We start from the raw sequence: 20,655 nt of genomic DNA on the forward strand, positions 1-20,655 counted from the left end.
TTTACCCTGGCAATGATTCATGTCTGTTTGGGTGATTAGGTCAACAGCATTGCTAAGACCAAACAGGACAATGGCAAAAGCGCTCAAACAGAAAGTGATGACGTAAAAAATGCACCTTCGGGTGCATTTTTTGTGGGTGAATGGGCTCGAATGGTTGTCCGGTCTGAATGGCGGTCATATCTTTTAACCGCCGCCCTATGAAACCTTACGCTAAAGAGGCACCGCCACAGATCACCAACTCTTGTCCGGTAATCGCGTCCGCCTGTGGTGACACAATAAATTTGACGTATTCGGCGATTTCTTGAGGCTGGATATAGCGCCCTATCGGTGGCAGTTTCGGTGGAGACTGTTGCCGTTCCGGATCCTTGAGCATCGGTGTTTCTGTGGCGCCCGGGGCGATAATATTGGCCGTAATCCCCCGTGGGGCGAGTTCCGCTGCCCAACTACGTACCATCCCGATCATGGCTGATTTGGTTGCAACATACTGCGAGCGACCGGCAACCCCGCGGGATGTCCGGCTGCCAATCAGGACAATCCGCCCGCCGGTTGTCATCTGGGTGACCAGTGTGTTGGCGAGCAACTCTGCCACATGGACATGCAGATGCCACAAGGTCTGGCTTTCCTGCAAGTCGAGCCGGCCCAGTGGCGAGGCGGTCATTTTTCCTGCGGCATGAATGAAAGCATCAACCGCTGTGACCGCTTGCAGATGATGTATCAATTGCGTGCTATCCATCAGATCGGCTTGAATCGATGTAAAATCGGGATGATCAATTGCTGGCTGGCTCCGGCTCACTCCGGTGACCTGCCAGTGATCCTCAAGTAATGTGGTTGCAATCGCCAGTCCAATCCCGGAACTGGCTCCGGTGACCAGTGCATGTTTTTTATTCATTCTGTCTCCAGCAAATGCGCAGGTACTTTAAATACCGCTTTTCGGACACAAGCCGGCTCATTGACGGCACACAGCGCCTGATGAGGCTCTCCGGGCATGAAAACCACAAAGTCTCCCTCACGTAAATGCAGATGCTGGCGCAACTCGGGCTGGGCGAGGATAAACAGATCAGGTCGGCGTTCTTCCGCCTGACAGGCGCTGACATCTGTCAAATCGTAATGGATGATTTCTTCTCCTGAGAGCACCACCTGAATATCAGCATACTGGCGATGGTATTCCGTATGGCGAGTCGGGCGTGGCGCGGAGTAAGCATCTCCGATAGTACAGAACCACGCGTGTTGCTCGGGTTGCAACCGGCCATCGGGCGCTTGCTGTAACTGCGCCAGCGTACAAGCCGGATGATGAAGAATGGCACTGAAAACCGCAGGTAAACCGGCGGTTTTCAGTTGCGTAAGATTACCGCTAATCATGATGATTCCTTATCGAAACAAGCTGCCGGCATCCGGCAGCCAGATAATCCATCGAGTTTTGTTGATTTGTATCCGGTCAGGCGTGATTGTCTGTCACCGGATAACGGACGTACTTGATCGCTTGTCGGAAATAGGTATAGGCAATATGCAATGCACCGTCCGGGCCCTGCGTGACGGTGGGGTATGAAAATTCCCGGTTGAGTCGCTGCTGAGAATTATTGGTCATACAGTAACCGTCGCCTTCATCCAGATGACAAATCGTTTGCCAGCTTTGGCCATTGTCTTTGGAAATGGCCAGCGACATCGGCGCCCGCGGCGCGCCCCAGAATGCGGAACGTCCGGTACCCATTTCCGGCTCTTGGGCACCGCTGTCATCTTCAATTTCATCGTAGAGTGAACGTCTGCGCTCGGTGGCACCGGCTGCGCTCATTGGGTTATAAACCAAAGCGAGATCACCATTGTGTAAGGTGGTGACCTGAATGGATGAGTTGTTATTGGGTAGCGCCGTGGCGACCGGTGGACACCATGTGAGACCCTCATCGTCAGAAAAACTCTGGTAGATAGCATCCGCCCAGCGACTGCGGAATAATGCAATCAAGCGACCGTCGTGTAGCGGGGTAATACACATGTGGACACAGCCTAAGCTGTCAGGGACATCCACCTTGCGCCAGGTTTTTCCCTCATCGTCGGAAATGTGAACACCACTGGTATCATAATGACCGACCCACTTTTCTCCGGCGGGGACGGTACAGTAGAAAACCGGTAAGAGCCATCTGCCACTGGGCAGTACCACAATCGGCTGGCGGATAAATGTGCCGGGGTCATCGATCAGGGTTGCGATCTCTCCCCAGCTGATCCCGCCGTCCTGTGACTGGCGGTAGCGGACAATCGCGGTATCCTGATTCCCGGAGACCTGTGCGGTCCATAACAGCCATAACGTTCCTTTGGGATCAAGAAACAAGACCGGGTTTTGTTCCGATCGGGTCGGATCATCGGAGAGGCGGACCGGGGCATCCCAGCGATTGCTGCCGGCCTGAAGCCGGGCACACAGGATGGATATATCGGCGACGCCTTCCTGAGTACCGGCAAACCAGGCACACAGTAAGTCCCCGTTGGGCAGACACAGAAGATTGGCTGCATGATTCTGCGGATAATCGGAAGGCAGCATTGCCGTCATGCAGGTGGGTTGTTCGGCGGCGACAGTGAGGACGCCATCCTTGTTGACTGAGACACACTCTTGGCTCATTCGAAACTCCATCTAGTCATTTCGTTTAATCATAAGTCGGATACTGACGGCGTGTTGCGTGCTCTCCGCCAGCGTAAATCAAGTGGTTAGGCGGTTTTAATACCGCTCATACATCGGCCTGATGCTTTCCAGCACCAAATAATCAAAGCGGCTGCCATGGCCAGAAACAGGAACCACAGCGGGGAGGCTGAGGTGTCCAGTACCAGACCGATACTGGCGATCAGAAAACCCAGCCGCTCCAGCAGATTCAGGTCCTTTTTCAGCCACCCTTGTAAGAACACGGCCCAACAGAAGGTTGCGGCTAACATGCCGGTAAAAGCGATGAGAATCATGTACCAGCTCCCTTGCCATAAGACGACCGGATCCGAGATAAAACTAAACGGCACCAAAAAGATCACCAATGCATAGGAGAAAGCAATAAACCCGGTTTTCGAGGAATCACTTTTACCGATCGCTGAGGCGGCATAGGCGCAGAGGGCTACCGGCGGTGTTACCATCGACAGGACGCAGTAATACATGATGAACATGTTGGCTGCCAGCCGGTCAACACCCATATCAATAATGGCTGGGGCGAAGATAATCGATCCGATGATATAGGCGGCAACCGTTGGCAGACCCATGCCCATGATGATGCAACCGATAATCACCATAATCAGCGATAGGTACAGATTGTTGCTGCCGACTTCACTCAGAATACCGACAAATTTAAACGCCAGATTTGACTGTGTTGCTAACACCATAATGATACCGACCGACGCCAGTGGCACGGAGACCCATGACATCTGTTTGGCGGTATCCATCAGCATCGGGAACAGGATTTTATAACTGTAACGGGTGCTTTTTCTCAGTAAGGGGGCAAGGAGTGCCACCACTGAACCGACAAATGCAGCGTATGGTGCGGAGTATCCGGCAACCAGCGCAACAACCAGAAACAGTGGTGAAATCAGCAGATGCATCCGGGGGCCAAGCGGTTCAAATTTCAGGTCGGCTTTGGAGATATTTCCCACGCCTGATTTTCTGGCTCTTAAGTCGATAATGACAAACAGCGCAAAGTAGAACGCAGCGGCCGGAATAATTCCTGCGGCGGCAATTTCGGTATAAGGAACCCCGAGCATGTCCGCCATCACAAAGGCTGCAATCCCCATGATGGGGGGCATCAGTTGCCCGCCGGTTGAAGCAATGGCTTCAGTTGCGGCGGCCTGCTCTTTGGTATAGCCGGAGCGTTTCATGATCGGGATAGTCAGCACCCCGGTTGAGGTTGTATTGGCGACGGCGGAGCCGCTGACCATGCCGAACAGGGCAGAGCCCAAGAGTGACATTTTCGCCGCGCCGCCTTTCAGCGGTGCGGTGGCCATCATGGCCAGATCGATAAACACACTACCACCGCCGGTCATGGTGAACACACTGCCGAACAGAATGAAAAAGAACACAAAGTTGATCGCGGTACTGGCGGTAATCCCAAACAGACCGTCGGCCTGCATACTGATTAATTCCGTCATCGTATCGAGAGAAAACCCCTCAAAAGCGGTCCATCCCGGAAAGTAGGGGCCGAGAAATCCGTAAGCGACAAAAATCAGCACGACGGAGAGCAGTGAGAAACCGACCGAACGTCTGACAGCCTCAAACAGCACCAGTCCGCCGGCAATGAATGCATATTTATCTGACCACAGCACGTCATCGATCATTTCCAATCGGCTTTCTAACCTCGGAATCGAAACATAGTAGTGCCAGACCACCGACAGGGCGATGGCGATACAACACATATCGAACACCCTTCCCGGCCAGCGTAAGTGAGGATTTTTCAGTTCAAGCGGCTGAAAGCAAATCACCAGTGCAGTGGCCATATAAACATGGACGGTTGCTGCGGTGAGCGGGGATACCGGCGCAAAGAACTGGTTCAGCAGAAACAGAATGTAGGCGATTGCAAGAATCGCCCGAACAGAATTGAGAACATGGTTATACGTCATAACGATACCTTCTGATGCGCCGGTTTATTTCAGCCAGCCCTTCTCGCGATAGTATTTTGCTGCGCCCGGATGCAGGCTGACCAGTTCCGCATGTTGGCCGATATTTTCCGGATGCCAGAACTTTAACGGCGAATGGGTATGCTTGATTTCTTGCTGATTCTCGACCAACGCTTTCGTGACGTTATACACGGTCTTTTCGTCTACGTTGGCATTGGTGATAAACACCGTCGCACTGACCGGGGTAATATAGTCTTTGCTCTGACCGTCATAAGTACCGGCTGGCATGGTTCCGGTGGGTAATCCGACTTTAGCCAGATCCTTGAGCACTTTGTCACTGTAAGGGATATAAACCACATCGTTGGTGAGGGTCATTTCCGTCAGGTTGGGGTGCATGGCCGGGACGTTATCGATATACACATCAATGGCATTGTCACGCATCATTTGCGCCGCCTGACCACTGCCCATCTGCACAACTTTGCCTTCATCTTTGAGGGTTTTGAGATCGGTGCCGAGTGACCGGAAAATGTAATCAGCAATAATGGGAACCTGAGAGCCGGTCGGTTTCATGGCGATGCGGACATGGTCGGCGTGAATGATTTTTTCAAGCGTATCATTGCCAGTTTCTTCGACCCAGGATTTGCGTGCAATCGTGATGGTGTACGCCTGCTGTACGTCGTCCAGAACAATTCTGAGGTTCTGATTTTTCTTGCCTTTATAGATATCGGTCAGGCCGTCTCTGGCCCACACAGTTGCATTGGAGGTGGTGAAGCCGAAGTCGGCTTTTCCCTGATTGACCACCACCGGATTGGTCATACCGCCCCCCCGGGGGATCAGTTTGATTTTGTATTCATTATGGGTCGCTTTCGGAATGAGCTGAGAAAAGGTCGTACCGTAGGTGTACCAGCCATTTCCCGGTGGTTGAGAAATAATTGTCGATGTTGCCGCATGAGACAATCCTGTCACCAGCAGCGTTGATAAAGTCATTATTTTGGCAGCTTTTTTTAACTTATTATTCAACATGGTAGGGTATCCTTTGTGGTCATAAGATTCGTTGTTTAATCATGTTCTGAATCTGTGCAATATCCGTTTGACTAAAGTGCACCGGGTAGCGGCTGTCACCGACAGGCTCACCGAGCAGATTTAACGTTTGTTTGACGACCGCCGGCGCGAATGCAATGGGATATAAGTTACTTCTTAGATCGTTGATTACCTCCTGAGCTTTGGTTGCGGAAGCGAGGTCATGATTGACCCAGCCCTGATAAACCTGATTGACCAAATCGGGAACGATGTTGGCAATCCCGGAGACACAACCGACGGCACCATGCTGGTAACCGGTCAGGATCAGTGAATCCGGGCCTGTCATGACATCAAACTGGTCATGGTGTTGAGCGACGTCCAAAAATCCGGACAAACTGTCATGACTACCGGCACTGTCTTTAATCCCGTAGATGTTGGGATGCATCGCAAGCTGATCGGCCACCGCCGGTGAAATCGTGTTGCCGGTCCGGGCCGGAATATTGTAGAGGTAGACCGGGATGGTTAATTGATCCGCAATGGCCGTGAAATAGTCGATCAATTCCTGATCACGCAAGGCGCAGAACCAAGGGGTAATCACCGAAACCGCTTGTACGCCTGAATCCTGAATCGCCCGCCCATGAGCCAGTGTTTGTTGCAGGGTCAACTCTCCGATATGGCTGACAACATTCACCCGTCCGGCAGCGTGTGCTAAACAGATTTCGGTAACACGCCGTTTTTCCGCATCACTGAGGACAAAAAATTCCCCATTGGTACCGTTACAGAAGATGTTGTTACCCGCTTGAATTTGCCGTTCAACCTGATTTTTTAATTCGGTTTCGTTGAGTTCTCCCCGTTGATCAAACGGAGTGACAATTGCCGCATAGGGTCCTCTCAGTGCTTCGCTCATAATTTTCCTTATTCGTAGATGCTGTGATAAATCGCCAAAACTTGCTGTTCTGTGATTGGCACGGGTGAGTTGTTGATCAGCCGGGTGACTGCCATCGCATTGCGGGCCAGCTCGGGTAATTGTGCTGATTCGATCCCAATGTCTTTCAGACGGGTCGGCAACCCGAGTTGGTTGACCATACTTTCCAGATAGTCAATCAGAGCATGGGCTTTTTGGCCCACGGTCAGCGCTGGATCGGCATCCGGCAGCAATGCGTAAACCTGCGCCAGTTTCTCTTGGCAGGGGTCGCAGATGAATTTCATACAGGGCACCAGCAGCAGTGAGTTGGCGAGTCCGTGCGGAATCCGGTATTTGCCGCCCAGCGGGTAAGAGAGGGCATGGACCAGATGGGTGCCGGCGTGAAAAATGGATGCTCCGCCAAAATAAGAAGCCCACAGCAGATTGAGCCGGACCCCGAGATCGTCGGGGGAGGTGATGACTTGTTCGATATGGGTAAAGAATTTCTGCATACCAATCATGGCGTAGTTGTCACCGACCGGGTTGGAGACACTGGCCGTAAAGCATTCAATCAGGTGACACAATGCATCGACGGAGGTAGAGGCCGTAATATGCGCGGGCATTGATGTGGTCAGAGCCGGGGCCAGTAACACATAATCCGGTAACAGAATCGGCGCAATAATTCCCACTTTGGTTGCTTTGTCGGGAATCGCCACAATGGCATTCGGCGTGGCTTCTGCCCCGGTTCCCGCAGTGGTTGGGATCAAAACTAAGGCTGAGCGTTCGAGCGGCTTTTCACCGGCCAAGAGTCGGGTAAACTGCTCGACGCGCGCTGAATCTTGGGTTTTCGCGAATACGGCAATCAGTTTACTGACGTCTAAGACACTGCCGCCCCCGATGCCAACCACACAACTGATGGTTTGCGGTAGCTGCCGGATTAACTGTAAAACATCTGCTTCTCTCGGTTCCGCCGGTAAATCGTCAATCAGCGTCAGACGTTCGCAGTTTGCACTGAGCTGTTCAATCAATTGTCTGACCTGAGGCAGTGCGCTGACGTTGGCGTCGGTCGCCAGCAGAATGTCCTGATGTGAGCGAGTGATGTCTAAGATTTGGTCGATCTCACCACTCAGCACGGTCGTGAAAATGTGCATAGCATTCACCCTTTCAGTTTTGATTCCATTCAATCATTTGGTTAATTTCAGTCATCAAGATAGCTTATCTATTCGTTTTTTTGCTTGATCTCGATCTCATATAATCAAAATGATTAAAAATAATCAAAAATGTCTTTCTGATACGATTTTTTTTGATTAATATGAATAAAAACGATAAGAGGATAACCACAGATATGTTGAATCAATGCTGCACGGATTTGCCGACGTTTATCGTGTCCGATGATTTTACCGGAGCCAATGATATGGGTGCCGGGCTTGCCAGCCTTGGTGTGCCGGTCTCGGTCATTCTTGATGCATCGTCGCGAACCGTCGTCGCGCCGGATACCACCGCGATTCTGTGCTCCGATAGCCGCGATGACACGCCTGCGGTTGCCGGTGACAAGTTGCAGCAATTGATCCGCTGTTATCCTGAAGTGGTTCGACAGAAAGTCTGTCTTAAGAAAGTGGATTCGACATTGCGGGGCAACCTCGGCGCTGAAATAGCTCAGTTCGTCGGGACATATTTTCCGCTGGCAATTGTCGCGATAGGTGCCCCGCAAGCGGGACGCAGAACGACAAATGGTCATTGTTATGTGCATGATCGGCTGTTGACGACGACTGAATATGCTTCTGATCCCAAATCTCCGGTTCAGTCATCCCGCATTCAAACGCTGCTTGAATCACAGTGTGATTTAGTCACTCGGGAACTGTTTCTCGACCATGTCCGTGCCCCGGCTTTATCTCAGACGATGACTACGTTGCATCAGGCCGGTGCTCAGATTGTGGTGTGTGACGTTGAACGGGCTGGTGATTTACAGGCGATCTATCAGGCTGCGATGCAACTGAATCATCCTGTGCTGGTGGTAACGACAGGGGAAATGGTCAGTGCCATCTGCATGACCGATGACCTCACAGCAAATGTCCATCCACTGACACCACCGATCAGGCAACATCAGGGGGCATCCCCGTTATTGGGTGTGATTGGCTCTATGAGTCAGGTCACGCTGGAACAGGTAGAGCGGGTGGTCGCTCATGAGAGGGTAACCGTTCTCGATATTGATTTGCCACAACTGCTCGGTGCGGAAAGTGACACATACCTGCGTATGCTGAGTCGGTCGGTCTCCGATTGTCTGAGTCAGCACCGGCACTGCTTGCTGCGCAGTTGCCAAGATAAAACGCAAAGGCACGACATTGAGGCGCTGTGTCAGACGTTGCATCTCTCCCGCCATCAACTCGGTAACCGAATCAAACATGGCTTGGCGCAGGTGGCACGTCTGGTGATGCAACCGGATGGGGCTGTGGTAAAGCCCGGGGCGTTATTTCTGTGCGGGGGCGATATTGCGTTGGCGGTGTGCCGGGCTTTAGGCGCGACGCAATTTGAATTACAGGGGCGTGTCGCCCGATGCTTGTCTTGTGGCACGTTATCTTTTGCCGCGTCAGCCGCCCGGCCTGAACCGGCAATACCGGTGTTTACCAAAGCCGGGGGATTCGGGACGCCAGACAGCTTGTTGCAACTGATTACTTTTTTACAACCGAATCAATCATTGGAATCAATTTAGTTTTTATCGATAAGAGGATCAATCATGAACGGTATCATTGGCATTACTATGGGCGACCCGGCAGGGATCGGCCCGGAAATCATTATGAAGGCGCTGGCAGCACCGTCACTGTCTGGTCGTCCGTGTGTGGTGGTCGGCAGTGCAGATATTTTACGGTTAGTGCTGGAGAAAGGCTTGTGCCCGGCCGTTGACATACACCCCATCACACAGGTCGCAGATGCGAATTTCGCACCGGATGTCGTCAATGTGATTGATTTACCATTGACGGACCCGGATAGGTTCCGCTTTGGTGAAGTTCAGGCACAGGCAGGTGATCTTGCTTATCGCTGTATTAAAAAGGCAACGGAACTGGCGATGAATGGTGAGATCTCTGCTGTGGCAACGGCACCATTAAATAAAGAAGCTCTGCATCTGGCCGGTCATCACTATCCGGGTCATACCGAGTTACTCGCGCACTTAACCGAGACCAAAGATTTTGCCATGGTGCTCTATACCGACACCCTGAAAGTCATTCATGTGACCACCCATATTGCGCTGTTGGACTTCCTGAAAAATCTCAGTCAGGAGCGCGTGGCTACCGTGATCGGCATTGCGGATACCTTCATGAAAAAAGCTGGTTTCGAGCAGCCACGCATTGCGGTTGCCGGGGTCAACCCTCATGCCGGTGAAAATGGTCTGTTTGGTCAGGAAGAGAATACGATTCTCAATCCGGTGATTCAAACCATGCAGGCTCAGGGGTTGCATGTATTTGGTCCGTGTCCGCCGGATACTGTCTTTTTGCAGGCCAAGCAAGGGCAGTATGATATTGTGGTGGCCATGTATCATGACCAAGGACACATTCCACTGAAACTGATGGGTTTTTATGATGGCGTTAATATCACTGCTGGATTACCATTCTTCAGAACATCCGCAGACCACGGGACCGCATTTGACATTGCATGGACCGGAAAAGCGAATCCAGAAAGTATGATCACCTCAGTTGAGCTAGCAGTGAAATTAAGCAATATATGAAAAATCAGTATCGGGTTGAAAAAATAGTTGAGTATTTAACGGTTCATAATTTAGCGACGGTTGAAGACTTGGTCAAAGTGGTCAACGTTTCGCCAGCGACCATCCGTCGTGATCTGGTGAAACTGGACGAACAAGGCGTGATCACCCGGACCCATGGCGGGGTTTCGCTCAATCGGTTTGTCGCTTCACAGCCGACAACCAATGAAAAAATGATGCTCAATCCCCGTGAAAAAAACCTGATTGCTGAAGCCGCAGCAGATTTAGTCAGTCCCGGCGATTCTGTTGTGCTGGATGCCGGGACGACTTCAATGGCGTTGGCAAAACATTTTATCGATATTCCGTTGCGGGTGATTACGGTTGATCTGCATATCGCCTTGTTTCTTTCCCAGTATAAGCAGATCGAAGTGATTGTGGCGGGGGGAAAAGTGGATGACAGCAGTCAGTCAACGGTCGGGGAACATTGTCGTTCTTTATTGCGATCGATTAACCCGGACATCGCTTTTATTACTTGTAATTCATGGAGTATCGAGCGGGGGATAACCACACCCACGGAAGAGAAAACCATTCTTAAACGCGATTTGATCGCCAATGCCGATAAAAAAGTCATGATCGCCGACAGTAGTAAATACGGGAAGTATTCGCTGTTTAAAGTGTGTGATTTACATGACATCGATATGATTATTTCTGATCGGCATCTGAGTGATGAAGTCCAGTCTCAAATGGCTCTGAACGGGCTGCCCCACATTCTGGTGTAATCTCATCTCAACGGAAAGGCGATACTGCGGCCTTTCCGTTGTGGTGTGCGGTACTTTTGGACTCAATCACGTTGTGAACGACGACTTTGGGCAAATTGTCATCTTCGATTAAGTCCATTTCACCACCCAGATTTCACCACCAAGCTGAATGAGGACTTGGACTAGTGGTGTGTTGGCAGCTGCATTGCTGTATCGATCTCTGAATCCAGAATTAAAGGCACAGATTTAACTTCAACGGTTTGTCCCCAAAAGTCAGTGACACGGAAGTCATAAGGACCAACACCAAAGCCATCGTTTTTGAGGAAATAGTTGTAAGGTTTGCGTTCTAGTGGCGTGTAGTCATTGCCTGAGCCGGAAATGCGATACGCGACGGCTGTGATAGGGTATTTGTGATCACGCACTTGGATCGCGGTCCACCATTGACTCGAGCCGCCTTTAAAGTGCAGCTTCATGTTACCTGCGCGTTCATTTTCAACGTACTTCCATGAAATTGGAATTCGGCCCGCTTGCAGCGGGGAAATTTCAGCAAAGGCATCCTGATCCAGATCGACATCGCCTTTCTTACATTCAGGACACTGATCATCAATGCGTACGGTGACGGTTTGGTTGGTATTCAGGTTGGTGACTTCAATGACGGCACCACAGGCAGCAGAACCGTTATAGTCAACCGCATTCATCGCTGCGGTATAGATGCTGTCATCCGGTTTGGGGAAGCTACAATTACCGCCACCGCCGTAACCATAGAAGGTACCTTCCCCCGTATGGGTCGATGTATCTGCAAAACTGGAACCGCAGAGTACAACGCCCATGATAAACAATAGATTAGATGTTTTTTGCATAAAAGCCTCACTGTACGTTGAATAAACACAAGTAAATCTTGGTTACAAGAAATCAGTTAAGCATTCTAATGCATATTTAAGACATAAATGTGTCGCTGCGGTCAATTATTCTGAAAAATAATGCCTGTGATCAACGGATCATTGTGCGACATATTTCCGGGAGACCATGTTATACCGGATGTATGATTAACTTTATAGGTTGGTCATATTGATCGTGTCTGTACGATGGGAAGGAATCCAGATGAATCTGAAACATGATTTTGAGTTATTCGCTGCTTACAACCAACGCATGAATATACAAATCTATCAAGCTGCGCAACGACTTTCGGCAACAGAAGTGCAGCGAGATCGGGGAGCTTTCTTTGGCTCTATTATTGGGACGCTGAATCATATATGTGTTGCTGATATTCTCTGGTTGCAACGTTTTGCGACGCATCCGTCTTGCATCAGTGTACTGCGAGCGGTGGCAGATTTGCCCCGTCCGACTGGCCTTGATCAGATTCTCTTTGAGGATTTGGGCCATTTATCTGAACGGCGAATCTGGTTAGATCAGCAGATCATCAACTGGATAAGTGAATTGAATGATAAAGACTTGGTCTCTGCACTCTCTTATTCCAACAGCAAAGGGATTGCTGCAAATAAACGTTTCTCAAGTTTGATATGTCACTTTTTTAATCATCAGACACACCATCGGGGGCAGGTCTCGACGCTACTGTCACAAGCCGGTGTGGACATTGGTGTCACCGATTTATTGGTTCAAATCCCAGAAGAGATTTAAGTCTCGTTTGTGAGTGCTATGTGACGTCTTATCATGCTCATTCGTGGTGACCCGCACCTAGAAAACTGTGGCTCCGTTAGCTACCGTCATGGCATAAAAGTATAAAATCAGGTCAGATTTTCATAATCTTTTTGCTGTTGACTGGCTTACGCTAGGAGCATCAGAGAAGTTTGTACCGAAATAATTTTACACAAGGATTCCGTGTTGATGATTATTTTCCGTCCCGCTCAATTGAGTGATATCCAACAAATCGAACGTCTGGCCTATGAAAGCGGCCCGATGGTTTATACCTTGCCTGCACAACGTTCTCATCTGATCAAAAAAGTGGAACAGTCGATTGATTCATTTCGGCAGGCGGTATTCTCTCCCGGGGAGGAGCGTTATTTCTTTGTGCTGGAAGAGACCCTGACCGGGCAAATTCTCGGCACCGGGGCTATCAACGCACTGGCCGGATATCAGGAACCCTTTTATGCGCTGCGGAATGATATTCTGATTCACTCTTCCCGTGAGCTGAAAGTCCATAGCCGTATTCACGCCCTGACCATGACCCATGATCTCAGTGATCACTCTCAGCTGTGCTCTTTTTATATCATTCCGTCTCTCAGAGAGAGTCTCTACCCGGCCTTAATTACGCTGGGGCGACTACTGTTTATGTCGATTCATCCTGAGCGCTTCACGACCGACTGGCTGGCGGTGATTCCGGGGGTGGCCGATGAAAAGGGTCGCGCTCCGTTTTGGGAGCATGTCGGCAGAAAGTTTTTCCGCATCGATTACAACCAGGTGGAATACTACAACGGGACCCGGGACAAAACCTTTATTGCCGAGTTGATGCCGCATCATCCGTTGTATGTGCCTTTGATTCATGAAGAAGCACAAGCGGTGATGGGGCAGGTGCATCCTGATGCGGCATTGCAATGCGGCTTGTTGAGTGGGCAGGGGTTTGAGCCGGATAAATATGTCGAAATTTTTGATGCCGGTCCTATTCTGACGGCAAACCGTAATACCCTTGATATCTGGCAGCATCATAAATTGTGCCGGGTCAAAGTGGTTGAGACGCTCCCTCAGCGACGCAAATATTTAATCGGTATCAGTGATGAGACCGACTTTCGTGCCGTGATGGGAGAAGGCTGGCTGGAAGGTTCGACGCTGTTGCTGATGCCGCAAACGTTGCAGGCATTCGCCGCCAATCCTCACCATAAGATTGAGACCGACAGACAGTTCTGGTGTTTTCCCGTCAGTGACCAGACTGAAACTTGTCTATAGTGAACATAAATCGTGACTGAACGTCGATGATTCGTGAACATAAACCATTCAGGGATAATGAAAATGATGGTGATCCGTCCGGTTGCAAGGAGTGACCGTAAGGCAATAACAGAACTGGCGACGCAAACCGGCGTCGGCTTTACCTCGTTGCAAAATAACGAGAGTCAGCTCAATGATCGGATTGAGCGGATGCGGCGGACCTGGGAGCAACAAGCGCCGCTTGCCGAGCAAGGCTATCTGTTCGTGCTGGAAGATAGCGACAGCGGTAAAGTTGTCGGCATCAGTGGCATTGAAGCGGCGATCGGGCTGAATGAGCCTTGGTATAACTATCGGGTCGGAACGCTGGTTCATGCGTCCAAAGCTTTGGATGTGTATACCCAGATGCCGACGCTATTTCTCAGTAATGACCATACCGGTTATAGCGAGCTATGTACCTTATTTCTCGACCCGGCATACCGTCACAGTAAAAACGGTCATCTGTTATCGAAAAGCCGGCTGCTGTTTATTGCGACATTTCAGGACCGTTTTGCCACAAAATTGATCGCCGAAATGCGGGGGGTCTCTGATCAGGACGGTCATTCCCCGTTCTGGGAGAGTCTGGGCCGTCATTTCTTTGCGATTGATTTTGCCCATGCCGATTATCTGACCGGGGTCGGCCAGAAATCGTTTATTGCCGAACTGATGCCAAAACATCCGCTCTATGTGGATTTCCTCAGCGATGAAGCCAGAGACGTGATTGCTCAGGTTCATCCCAGTACTCTTCCGGCGCGGAAAATTCTTGAAAGTGAAGGGATGCGCTATGAAGGTTATGTGGATATTTTCGATGCCGGTCCGACACTGGAAGCCTACATTGATGACTTACGCGTGGTACGAAAATCTCAAACCCGCGAGGTTCAGGTTTCAGAGACGGAAACCACAGGTCCGGTTCACTGTTTGATCGGCAATCAAAGCTTCACCGACTACCGGGCCATCCTCGGCACGCCGGTGGTGACCGAATCCCATATTTCTCTGACCAGTACGCAGGCACAAGCGCTGCACGTCACCGAAGGTGACACGGTGCGTCTGGCCCCACTTTTTGCACAGGAGAATATCTCATGAGTCAGCCAAGCCTTTATATTCATGGTGTCTGGAGCGACGGACATGGTGACGAGTTTGAAAAACGCAACCCGGCTACAAACGCGGTCATTTGGTCGGCCAAGGCCGCAGCACCGGATGATGTCGAACAGGCCGTTATGGCGGCTCGTCAGGCATTTCCGGTCTGGTCTCAGACCCCGCTGGCAGAGCGTCTCGTATTATTGGAACAGTTTGTTGCACGACTGGATGAGCGTAAAGAAGAGCTGGCTGAGGTGATCGCCCAGGAAACGGGTAAAGTCCGCTGGGAAGCTCTGACCGAAGTGCAGGGGATGATGAATAAAGTTCAGGTGTCGATACAAGCCTACCACGAACGGACCGGTGAAAAAGTCACTGACATTGCCGGCGGAAAAGCAGTACTGCGTCACCGTCCGCACGGGGTACTGGCGGTGTTCGGCCCGTATAATTTTCCCGGTCATCTCCCAAACGGGCATATTGTCCCGGCCCTGATCGCCGGAAATTGTGTGGTGTTTAAGCCGAGTGAGCTGACTCCGTGGACGGCGCAACTGACGCTGGAAATCTGGCACAGTGCCGGTTTACCTGCCGGGGTGATTAATCTGGTTCAAGGCGGCAAAGATACTGGTATTACACTCTCTTCTCACCCGCAAATCGACGGCTTGCTGTTCACCGGCAGTGCCAATACCGGTTATCACCTGCATCGCCAGATGGGCGGACAGCCGGAGAAAATTCTGGCCCTTGAGATGGGGGGCAACAATCCGATGGTGATTGAGTCTTACGATCAGCTGGACGCGGCGGTCAATCTGGTGATTCAGTCGGCGTTTATCTCATCGGGACAGCGCTGTACGTGTGCGCGTCGGCTGCTGGTCAGACAGGGGGCGGATGGGGATCGCCTGATTGAGCGGCTGGTGGCGGTCACACGGCAGATTCGTGTGGATCGCTGGGATGCCGAGCCACAACCATTTATGGGGGCGGTGGTGTCGAATCAAGCCGCCGATGCTTTGCTGGAGACGCAACAGTATTTGTGTGATTTAGGGGCGAAACCGTTATTGACCATGACCCGGCCTGACCCGGATACCGCACTGCTCACCCCCGGCATACTGGATGTTTCTGAAGTGGATCAATTGCCGGATGAAGAATATTTCGGGCCGCTGCTCAGTGTGATGCGTTACCAGACGCTGGTAGAAGCCATCGGGATCGCCAATCAGACCCGCTTTGGATTATCGGCCGGGATTATTTCGACGCAGCGTGACGACTATGAACAATTTGCCGCGACCATTCGCGCCGGGATTGTCAACTGGAATCGGCCGCTGACCGGCGCGGCTCCCACGGCACCATTCGGTGGTATCGGCGCTTCGGGGAACCATCGTCCGAGTGCCTTTTATAGTGCTGATTTCTGTGCATGGCCGATGGCTTCGGTTGAAGCGGAACAACTCACGATGCCGGAATCGGTTTCTCCGGGGCTGGATTTTTCCGCCCCGGCGGATACATCTGCATAAGCTGTTGTTGAAAGAACTGTTGTTGAAACGACTGTTGTTGAAAGGAATGTGTTGTTGAAGGGAACGTGGTGAAGGAGAAATGGAAATGACACAAAACAAGCCATCGTCAATGCCTGCTGTTGAAGTCAATTTTGACGGCTTGGTCGGATTAACCCATAACTATGCCGGTCTGTCGTTCGGCAATGTGGCTTCCACCAGCAACAAAAGTCAGGCCGCCAATCCCAAACTGGCCGCACTGCAAGGATTGCAGAAGATGAAAGCATTAGCGGATAGCGGATTCAAACAGGGGGTGCTGCCACCACAAGAACGCCCCTGCATCCCGACATTACGCCGCTTAGGGTTTTCCGGGACCGATGCGCAGGTGCTGACGCAGGCTGCCCGGCAAGCCCCGCATATTCTGACAGCGGTGAGTTCCGCTTCTTCGATGTGGGTTGCCAATGCGGCTACGGTTTCTCCGTCGGCAGATACACAAGATCGACGGGTTCATTTCACGGTCGCCAATCTAAACAACAAGTTCCACCGGGCGATTGAAGCCGAGACCACGGGCAATGCGCTGCGCCGTATTTTTGCCGACCCGGATCATTTTGCTCATCACGCCGCACTGCCACAGCAAGCGATCATGGGAGATGAAGGCGCTGCCAACCATAATCGCCTGTGTCAGCATTACGGGGCCGCAGGTGTCGAAGTGTTCGTCTATGGCCGTCAGGTGTATGGCGGGCGGGTCGAACCCAAACGTTACCCGGCCCGCCAGACGCGTGAGGCCAGTGAAGCGATTGCTCGCTTGCATCAGTTGGATCCGGCAAGGACGGTGTTTGTGCAGCAAAATCCAGAAGTGATTGACCAAGGGGTGTTTCATAATGATGTGATTGCGGTCAGTAATGGCCCGGTGTTGTTCTATCATCAGGAAGCATTTCTTAATCCATCGGCGGCATTTGCGGAGATGCAGGCCAAGCTTGCTGCTGTCGCGTGTGAATTGATGCCGGTTGAAGTCCCGAGTGCACAGGTCTCAGTTGCTGACGCAGTTAACACTTATCTGTTTAATAGCCAGCTTTTAACTAAAGCCGATGGTAAAATGCTGATTGTCGTCCCGCAGGAAGCCCGGGAACATGAAGGGGTGTGGCGCTATCTTTCTGAACTGATCCAAAGTAACGGTCCGATCGATGCAGTGCAGGTATTCAATTTACGGGAAAGTATGCGTAATGGCGGCGGTCCGGCTTGTTTACGTCTGCGTGTTGTGTTGAATGAAGCTGAAATTCAGGCGACTAATCCGCATGTATTGATGAGCGACGAGGTTTACCGGACGCTTACGAATTGGGTTGAGAGACATTATCGCGATCGCCTGTCGGAACATGATCTGGCTGATCCTCAGTTGTTGCTCGAAAACCAGACTGCGCTGGATGAGTTAACCCGGATTCTGCATTTAGGATCCATCTATCCGTTCCAGCGTTAACCGGCAGGAAAGGAGAACAGGATGAAGGATTTTCTGCACACAACGTTACAGGGGCAACCGCCGGCTGAAACCGCCGGAGAAAACGATTATTTAACTTGGCAGTGGCTGGCGGATGGTGTGTTACTGCTGGCGCCGAAAGTCGCAGCCACAGACGTCAAACATGTGTTGATCTCGGCGGGGGTGCATGGCAATGAGACGGCACCGATTGAAATTCTGTCACGGCATGTGAACCGCTTACTGAGCGGGGAAATGCCCTTAGCGGTACGGTTATTGGTCGTATTCGGCAATCCGGATGCGATTCGGGCCGGGGTACGTTATCAAACGGTGGATTTGAACCGATTGTTTCATGGTTATCACCGGAATTATCCGGCATGTCCGGAGACTGAGCGTGCTGTGGTGCTGGAGCATATCGTGGAGACGTTTTTTGCCGATACCGGCACCGAGCGATTTCATTTTGATCTGCACACGGCGATCCGTGAGTCTTTTCACGTCCGCTTCGGTGTACTGCCGCAAAAGACACTGGCCTCAGATGATTTTCTCCACGGTTTGATCGGTATGGGGCTGGAAGCCTTGGTGATCAATCCGATCCCCGGCGGTACGTTCAGTTATTACACCCATGCAGCGTTGCAAGTGCAGAGCTGTACGCTTGAACTCGGTAAAGCCCGTCCCTTCGGTGAAAATGATCTCAGCCAGTTTGCCGCAGCTGATACGGCATTGGGGTGTTTTATTCGCGGGGAAGCATTTTCTGCCGATATGTTAGCGCCGATTAAGGTGTATCAGGTCGCGCGTGAACTGAAAAAACTGTCGGATAATTTTCACTTTATTGATGTCAGTGACGATGCAAAGAACTTTACTTGCTTCACGCAAGGGACGGTAATCGCACAGGATGAGGATGTGACTTATCGGGTTGAACGCGCCAACGAGTGGCTGATTTTCCCCAATGCCGGGGTGAAGACCGGTCTGCGTGCCGGTCTGATGCTGGCAGAGGCCGATCTCGATGCGTTAATGTGAGTCAGGGGGCTGAGTCCCCTTCGGGGAACAGCGATGACTCATCCTGCCCGGGCGGGAGCCGATGTGAGGGGTTACCTTGCGGTTCGACTCGGTTTCTGCCTTGTTGCTTGGCCCGATAGAGACGTTTATCGGCCATTCGGTAAAGTGCTTCAAATGTTTCAGCATGCGTGCGGGTTGCAATCCCGAAGCTGGCGGTCAGATAAATCTCCAGTGTTTCGTGACAAAATGGTGTTTGTGCAATGATGTCCCGTAAATTTTCGGTATAGGCACTCGCCTGTTCTCCATTGGTATCGGGAAGTAATATCACCATTTCTTCACCGCCCCACCGTGCAATGACATCATGCTCGCGGGTATGACGTTTGAGCAGTTTTGCCATATGTATCAGCGCAAGATCACCGATATGATGTCCGTGTGAGTCATTAATTCTTTTGAAGTGATCGATATCCATCATGACGAAACTGAGCGGTTTTTGGGTCCGGTTTGACTGCTGAATGCAGTGATGGCCCGCTGCCAGAAGTGAACGTCTGTTGAACAGATTCGTTAATGGATCATATGACGATAGATATTCTGCCGTGATTCTTTGTTGCTCCACATCTTTTAACCGATAAGCCACGATCACGGCCAGAATAATCGCTTCAAATACCACCCCGAATACAGCACCGTTATAGCTGTAATAGTTATAGGGAATCAATCCCCATACTGACAGTGTCGTAATCAGCAGGCCTAACATGCTGCATAAGACCGCAATCAGAAAATACCGAGTGTCTTTGGTTTTGTTCAGGTTTAATCCCCCCAGTAAGATCATGATCATGGTCGTCAGTGAGAGAAACTTAAACGCAAGTTTGGTCGCCCAAAAGTGCATGTTTAAGCTGATCAGAACCACCATCGCCAGAATTCCCAGACCACTATAGATCAGTAACGCTAAATTCAGTTTGGGAGTGGTTTGATGGATACGCAGAAAGTGAGACACAAAGATTAAGCCGGAGACCCCATGAAAAACCATCATGATTAGGGTGAGATTATTTTCAATCAGCAGTGAATTGGGATACAGCCAAGCAAAGCCATAGCCGTTATAAGAAATATTGACGATGATAAAACAGCTGATATAGAGCGAATAGAAAAGAGCATCCAACTGTTTGATGGAAAAGTACAGGACAAGGTTCATGCCGACCAAGGCCAGCAACACGCCATATAAGAGCCCGGATGTGACATGGATTTGCGAATCGAGGGCTCTGGATTGATAAGCGTCGAGTAAAGCAATGGGAAGGGTTAATGGGTCAAAAGACTGACCACGGATGAAAATCTGACTTTTCCCCGGCGGGATCTTCATATCGAACACAAAGCCGATGCCGGGCAGCAGCTGTGCGTCGGCGAACTGATGATCACCGGAATGCCATGTCTGAATCAAACCCTGATCATTGACTAAATAAATGGTCAGATCATCCACCCAGGCTTGCGCGGCATTGAGGCGGCGATATTGTTCAACCCGGGTATCATTTTGTACGTCTAACTGAATCCACGTGGCGTGTTTATTGATACCAAATGACATAAAGTCTTGAGGCGGGTGCTGAACCTTTCCGGTCTGAAAGCGTTGTCTGGCTTGCGCAAGCGATATCGGGGTTGTGGTCTCCTCGTGAAAATAAGCGATGTCGGTCAGTAAGGTCGGGATGCTATTGTGCGGGCTTGTCATTGCCAAAACATTTTGACAATCAACGATCAGTAAAAAAATAATTAATACAAAGCGCACCATCATATTG

The 20,655-nt window shown here is 50.9% G+C and carries 18 protein-coding genes; 9 read left to right on the forward strand and 9 right to left on the reverse strand.

Translation table 11 applies throughout. The features are described from left to right. Nucleotides 1-205: 205 nt before the first annotated feature. The 7 genes from OCV37_RS16345 to OCV37_RS16375 form a co-directional block, all read right to left on the reverse strand. Nucleotides 206-889: an SDR family NAD(P)-dependent oxidoreductase gene (locus OCV37_RS16345; RefSeq protein WP_038184207.1), complete on the reverse strand. Its 684-nt coding sequence runs from the start codon at nt 887-889 to the stop codon at nt 206-208. Beyond that, nucleotides 886-1,359, reverse strand: coding sequence for a YhcH/YjgK/YiaL family protein (locus OCV37_RS16350; RefSeq protein WP_038184204.1), 474 nt, complete (start codon nt 1,357-1,359; stop codon nt 886-888). The genes OCV37_RS16345 and OCV37_RS16350 overlap by 4 nt, the downstream gene beginning before the upstream one ends. A gap of 76 nt (nt 1,360-1,435) precedes the next feature. Then, nucleotides 1,436-2,605: a sialidase family protein gene (locus OCV37_RS16355; RefSeq protein ID WP_038184201.1), complete on the reverse strand. Its 1,170-nt coding sequence runs from the start codon at nt 2,603-2,605 to the stop codon at nt 1,436-1,438. An 86-nt stretch (nt 2,606-2,691) separates the two neighbouring features. Continuing rightward, on the reverse strand, nt 2,692-4,572 hold the full coding sequence (locus OCV37_RS16360) for a TRAP transporter permease (RefSeq protein WP_038184198.1): 1,881 nt from the start codon (nt 4,570-4,572) through the stop codon (nt 2,692-2,694). 24 nt (nt 4,573-4,596) lie between these two features. Beyond that, a complete protein-coding gene (locus OCV37_RS16365) occupies nt 4,597-5,592 on the reverse strand; it encodes a TAXI family TRAP transporter solute-binding subunit (RefSeq protein WP_038184195.1) in 996 nt (331 codons plus the stop codon). Between the two features lie 19 nt (nt 5,593-5,611). Continuing rightward, complete coding sequence (locus OCV37_RS16370; protein ID WP_038184192.1) at nt 5,612-6,496, reverse strand: dihydrodipicolinate synthase family protein; 885 nt, start codon at nt 6,494-6,496, stop codon at nt 5,612-5,614. Between the two features lie 8 nt (nt 6,497-6,504). Continuing rightward, a complete protein-coding gene (locus OCV37_RS16375; RefSeq protein ID WP_038184189.1) occupies nt 6,505-7,644 on the reverse strand; it encodes an iron-containing alcohol dehydrogenase in 1,140 nt (379 codons plus the stop codon). A 194-nt stretch (nt 7,645-7,838) separates the two neighbouring features. Here OCV37_RS16375 and OCV37_RS16380 point away from each other — a divergent pair, with 194 nt between their 5' ends. From OCV37_RS16380 to OCV37_RS16390, 3 genes are read left to right on the forward strand one after another with little or no spacing between them, the layout of a single operon-like run. After that, nucleotides 7,839-9,203: a four-carbon acid sugar kinase family protein gene (locus OCV37_RS16380; RefSeq protein ID WP_038184186.1), complete on the forward strand. Its 1,365-nt coding sequence runs from the start codon at nt 7,839-7,841 to the stop codon at nt 9,201-9,203. Nucleotides 9,204-9,227: 24 nt separating this feature from the next. Beyond that, nucleotides 9,228-10,214, forward strand: a complete 987-nt coding sequence (pdxA, locus tag OCV37_RS16385; protein WP_038184182.1) for a 4-hydroxythreonine-4-phosphate dehydrogenase PdxA — start codon at nt 9,228-9,230, stop codon at nt 10,212-10,214. Then, nucleotides 10,211-10,969, forward strand: a complete 759-nt coding sequence (locus OCV37_RS16390; protein WP_038184180.1) for a DeoR/GlpR family DNA-binding transcription regulator — start codon at nt 10,211-10,213, stop codon at nt 10,967-10,969. The genes pdxA and OCV37_RS16390 overlap by 4 nt, the downstream gene beginning before the upstream one ends. Nucleotides 10,970-11,130: 161 nt before the next feature. Here the strand turns inward: OCV37_RS16390 and OCV37_RS16395 are convergent, their stop codons facing one another. After that, nucleotides 11,131-11,808 carry an expansin EXLX1 family cellulose-binding protein gene (locus OCV37_RS16395; RefSeq protein WP_051680748.1) on the reverse strand — a complete coding sequence of 226 codons (678 nt, stop codon included), beginning with the start codon at nt 11,806-11,808 and terminating at the stop codon, nt 11,131-11,133. Nucleotides 11,809-12,049: 241 nt separating this feature from the next. On the opposite strand from OCV37_RS16395, the gene OCV37_RS16400 reads away from it, so the two are divergent. From OCV37_RS16400 to astE, 6 genes are all read left to right on the forward strand, one after another. After that, on the forward strand, nt 12,050-12,586 hold the full coding sequence (locus OCV37_RS16400) for a DinB family protein (RefSeq protein ID WP_038184177.1): 537 nt from the start codon (nt 12,050-12,052) through the stop codon (nt 12,584-12,586). Between the two features lie 207 nt (nt 12,587-12,793). Then, nucleotides 12,794-13,849, forward strand: coding sequence for an arginine N-succinyltransferase (locus tag OCV37_RS16405; RefSeq protein WP_084717512.1), 1,056 nt, complete (start codon nt 12,794-12,796; stop codon nt 13,847-13,849). A 63-nt stretch (nt 13,850-13,912) separates the two neighbouring features. Further along, nucleotides 13,913-14,947, forward strand: a complete 1,035-nt coding sequence (gene astA / locus OCV37_RS16410; RefSeq protein WP_038184649.1) for an arginine N-succinyltransferase — start codon at nt 13,913-13,915, stop codon at nt 14,945-14,947. After that, entirely contained in the window at nt 14,944-16,437 is a 1,494-nt protein-coding gene (gene astD, locus OCV37_RS16415) for a succinylglutamate-semialdehyde dehydrogenase (protein WP_038184174.1), read from the forward strand. The genes astA and astD overlap by 4 nt, the downstream gene beginning before the upstream one ends. A gap of 109 nt (nt 16,438-16,546) precedes the next feature. Beyond that, nucleotides 16,547-17,887, forward strand: coding sequence for an N-succinylarginine dihydrolase (astB, locus tag OCV37_RS16420; RefSeq protein ID WP_038184647.1), 1,341 nt, complete (start codon nt 16,547-16,549; stop codon nt 17,885-17,887). A gap of 21 nt (nt 17,888-17,908) precedes the next feature. Then, nucleotides 17,909-18,898 carry a succinylglutamate desuccinylase gene (gene astE / locus OCV37_RS16425; RefSeq protein WP_038184172.1) on the forward strand — a complete coding sequence of 330 codons (990 nt, stop codon included), beginning with the start codon at nt 17,909-17,911 and terminating at the stop codon, nt 18,896-18,898. 1 nt (nt 18,899) lies between these two features. Here astE and OCV37_RS16430 read toward each other — a convergent pair whose 3' ends face one another. After that, nucleotides 18,900-20,588, reverse strand: coding sequence for a sensor domain-containing diguanylate cyclase (locus OCV37_RS16430; protein WP_169739376.1), 1,689 nt, complete (start codon nt 20,586-20,588; stop codon nt 18,900-18,902). Between the last annotated feature and the right edge of the window lie 67 nt (nt 20,589-20,655).

The organism is Vibrio rhizosphaerae (assembly GCF_024347095.1).
Classification (GTDB): domain Bacteria; phylum Pseudomonadota; class Gammaproteobacteria; order Enterobacterales; family Vibrionaceae; genus Vibrio; species Vibrio rhizosphaerae.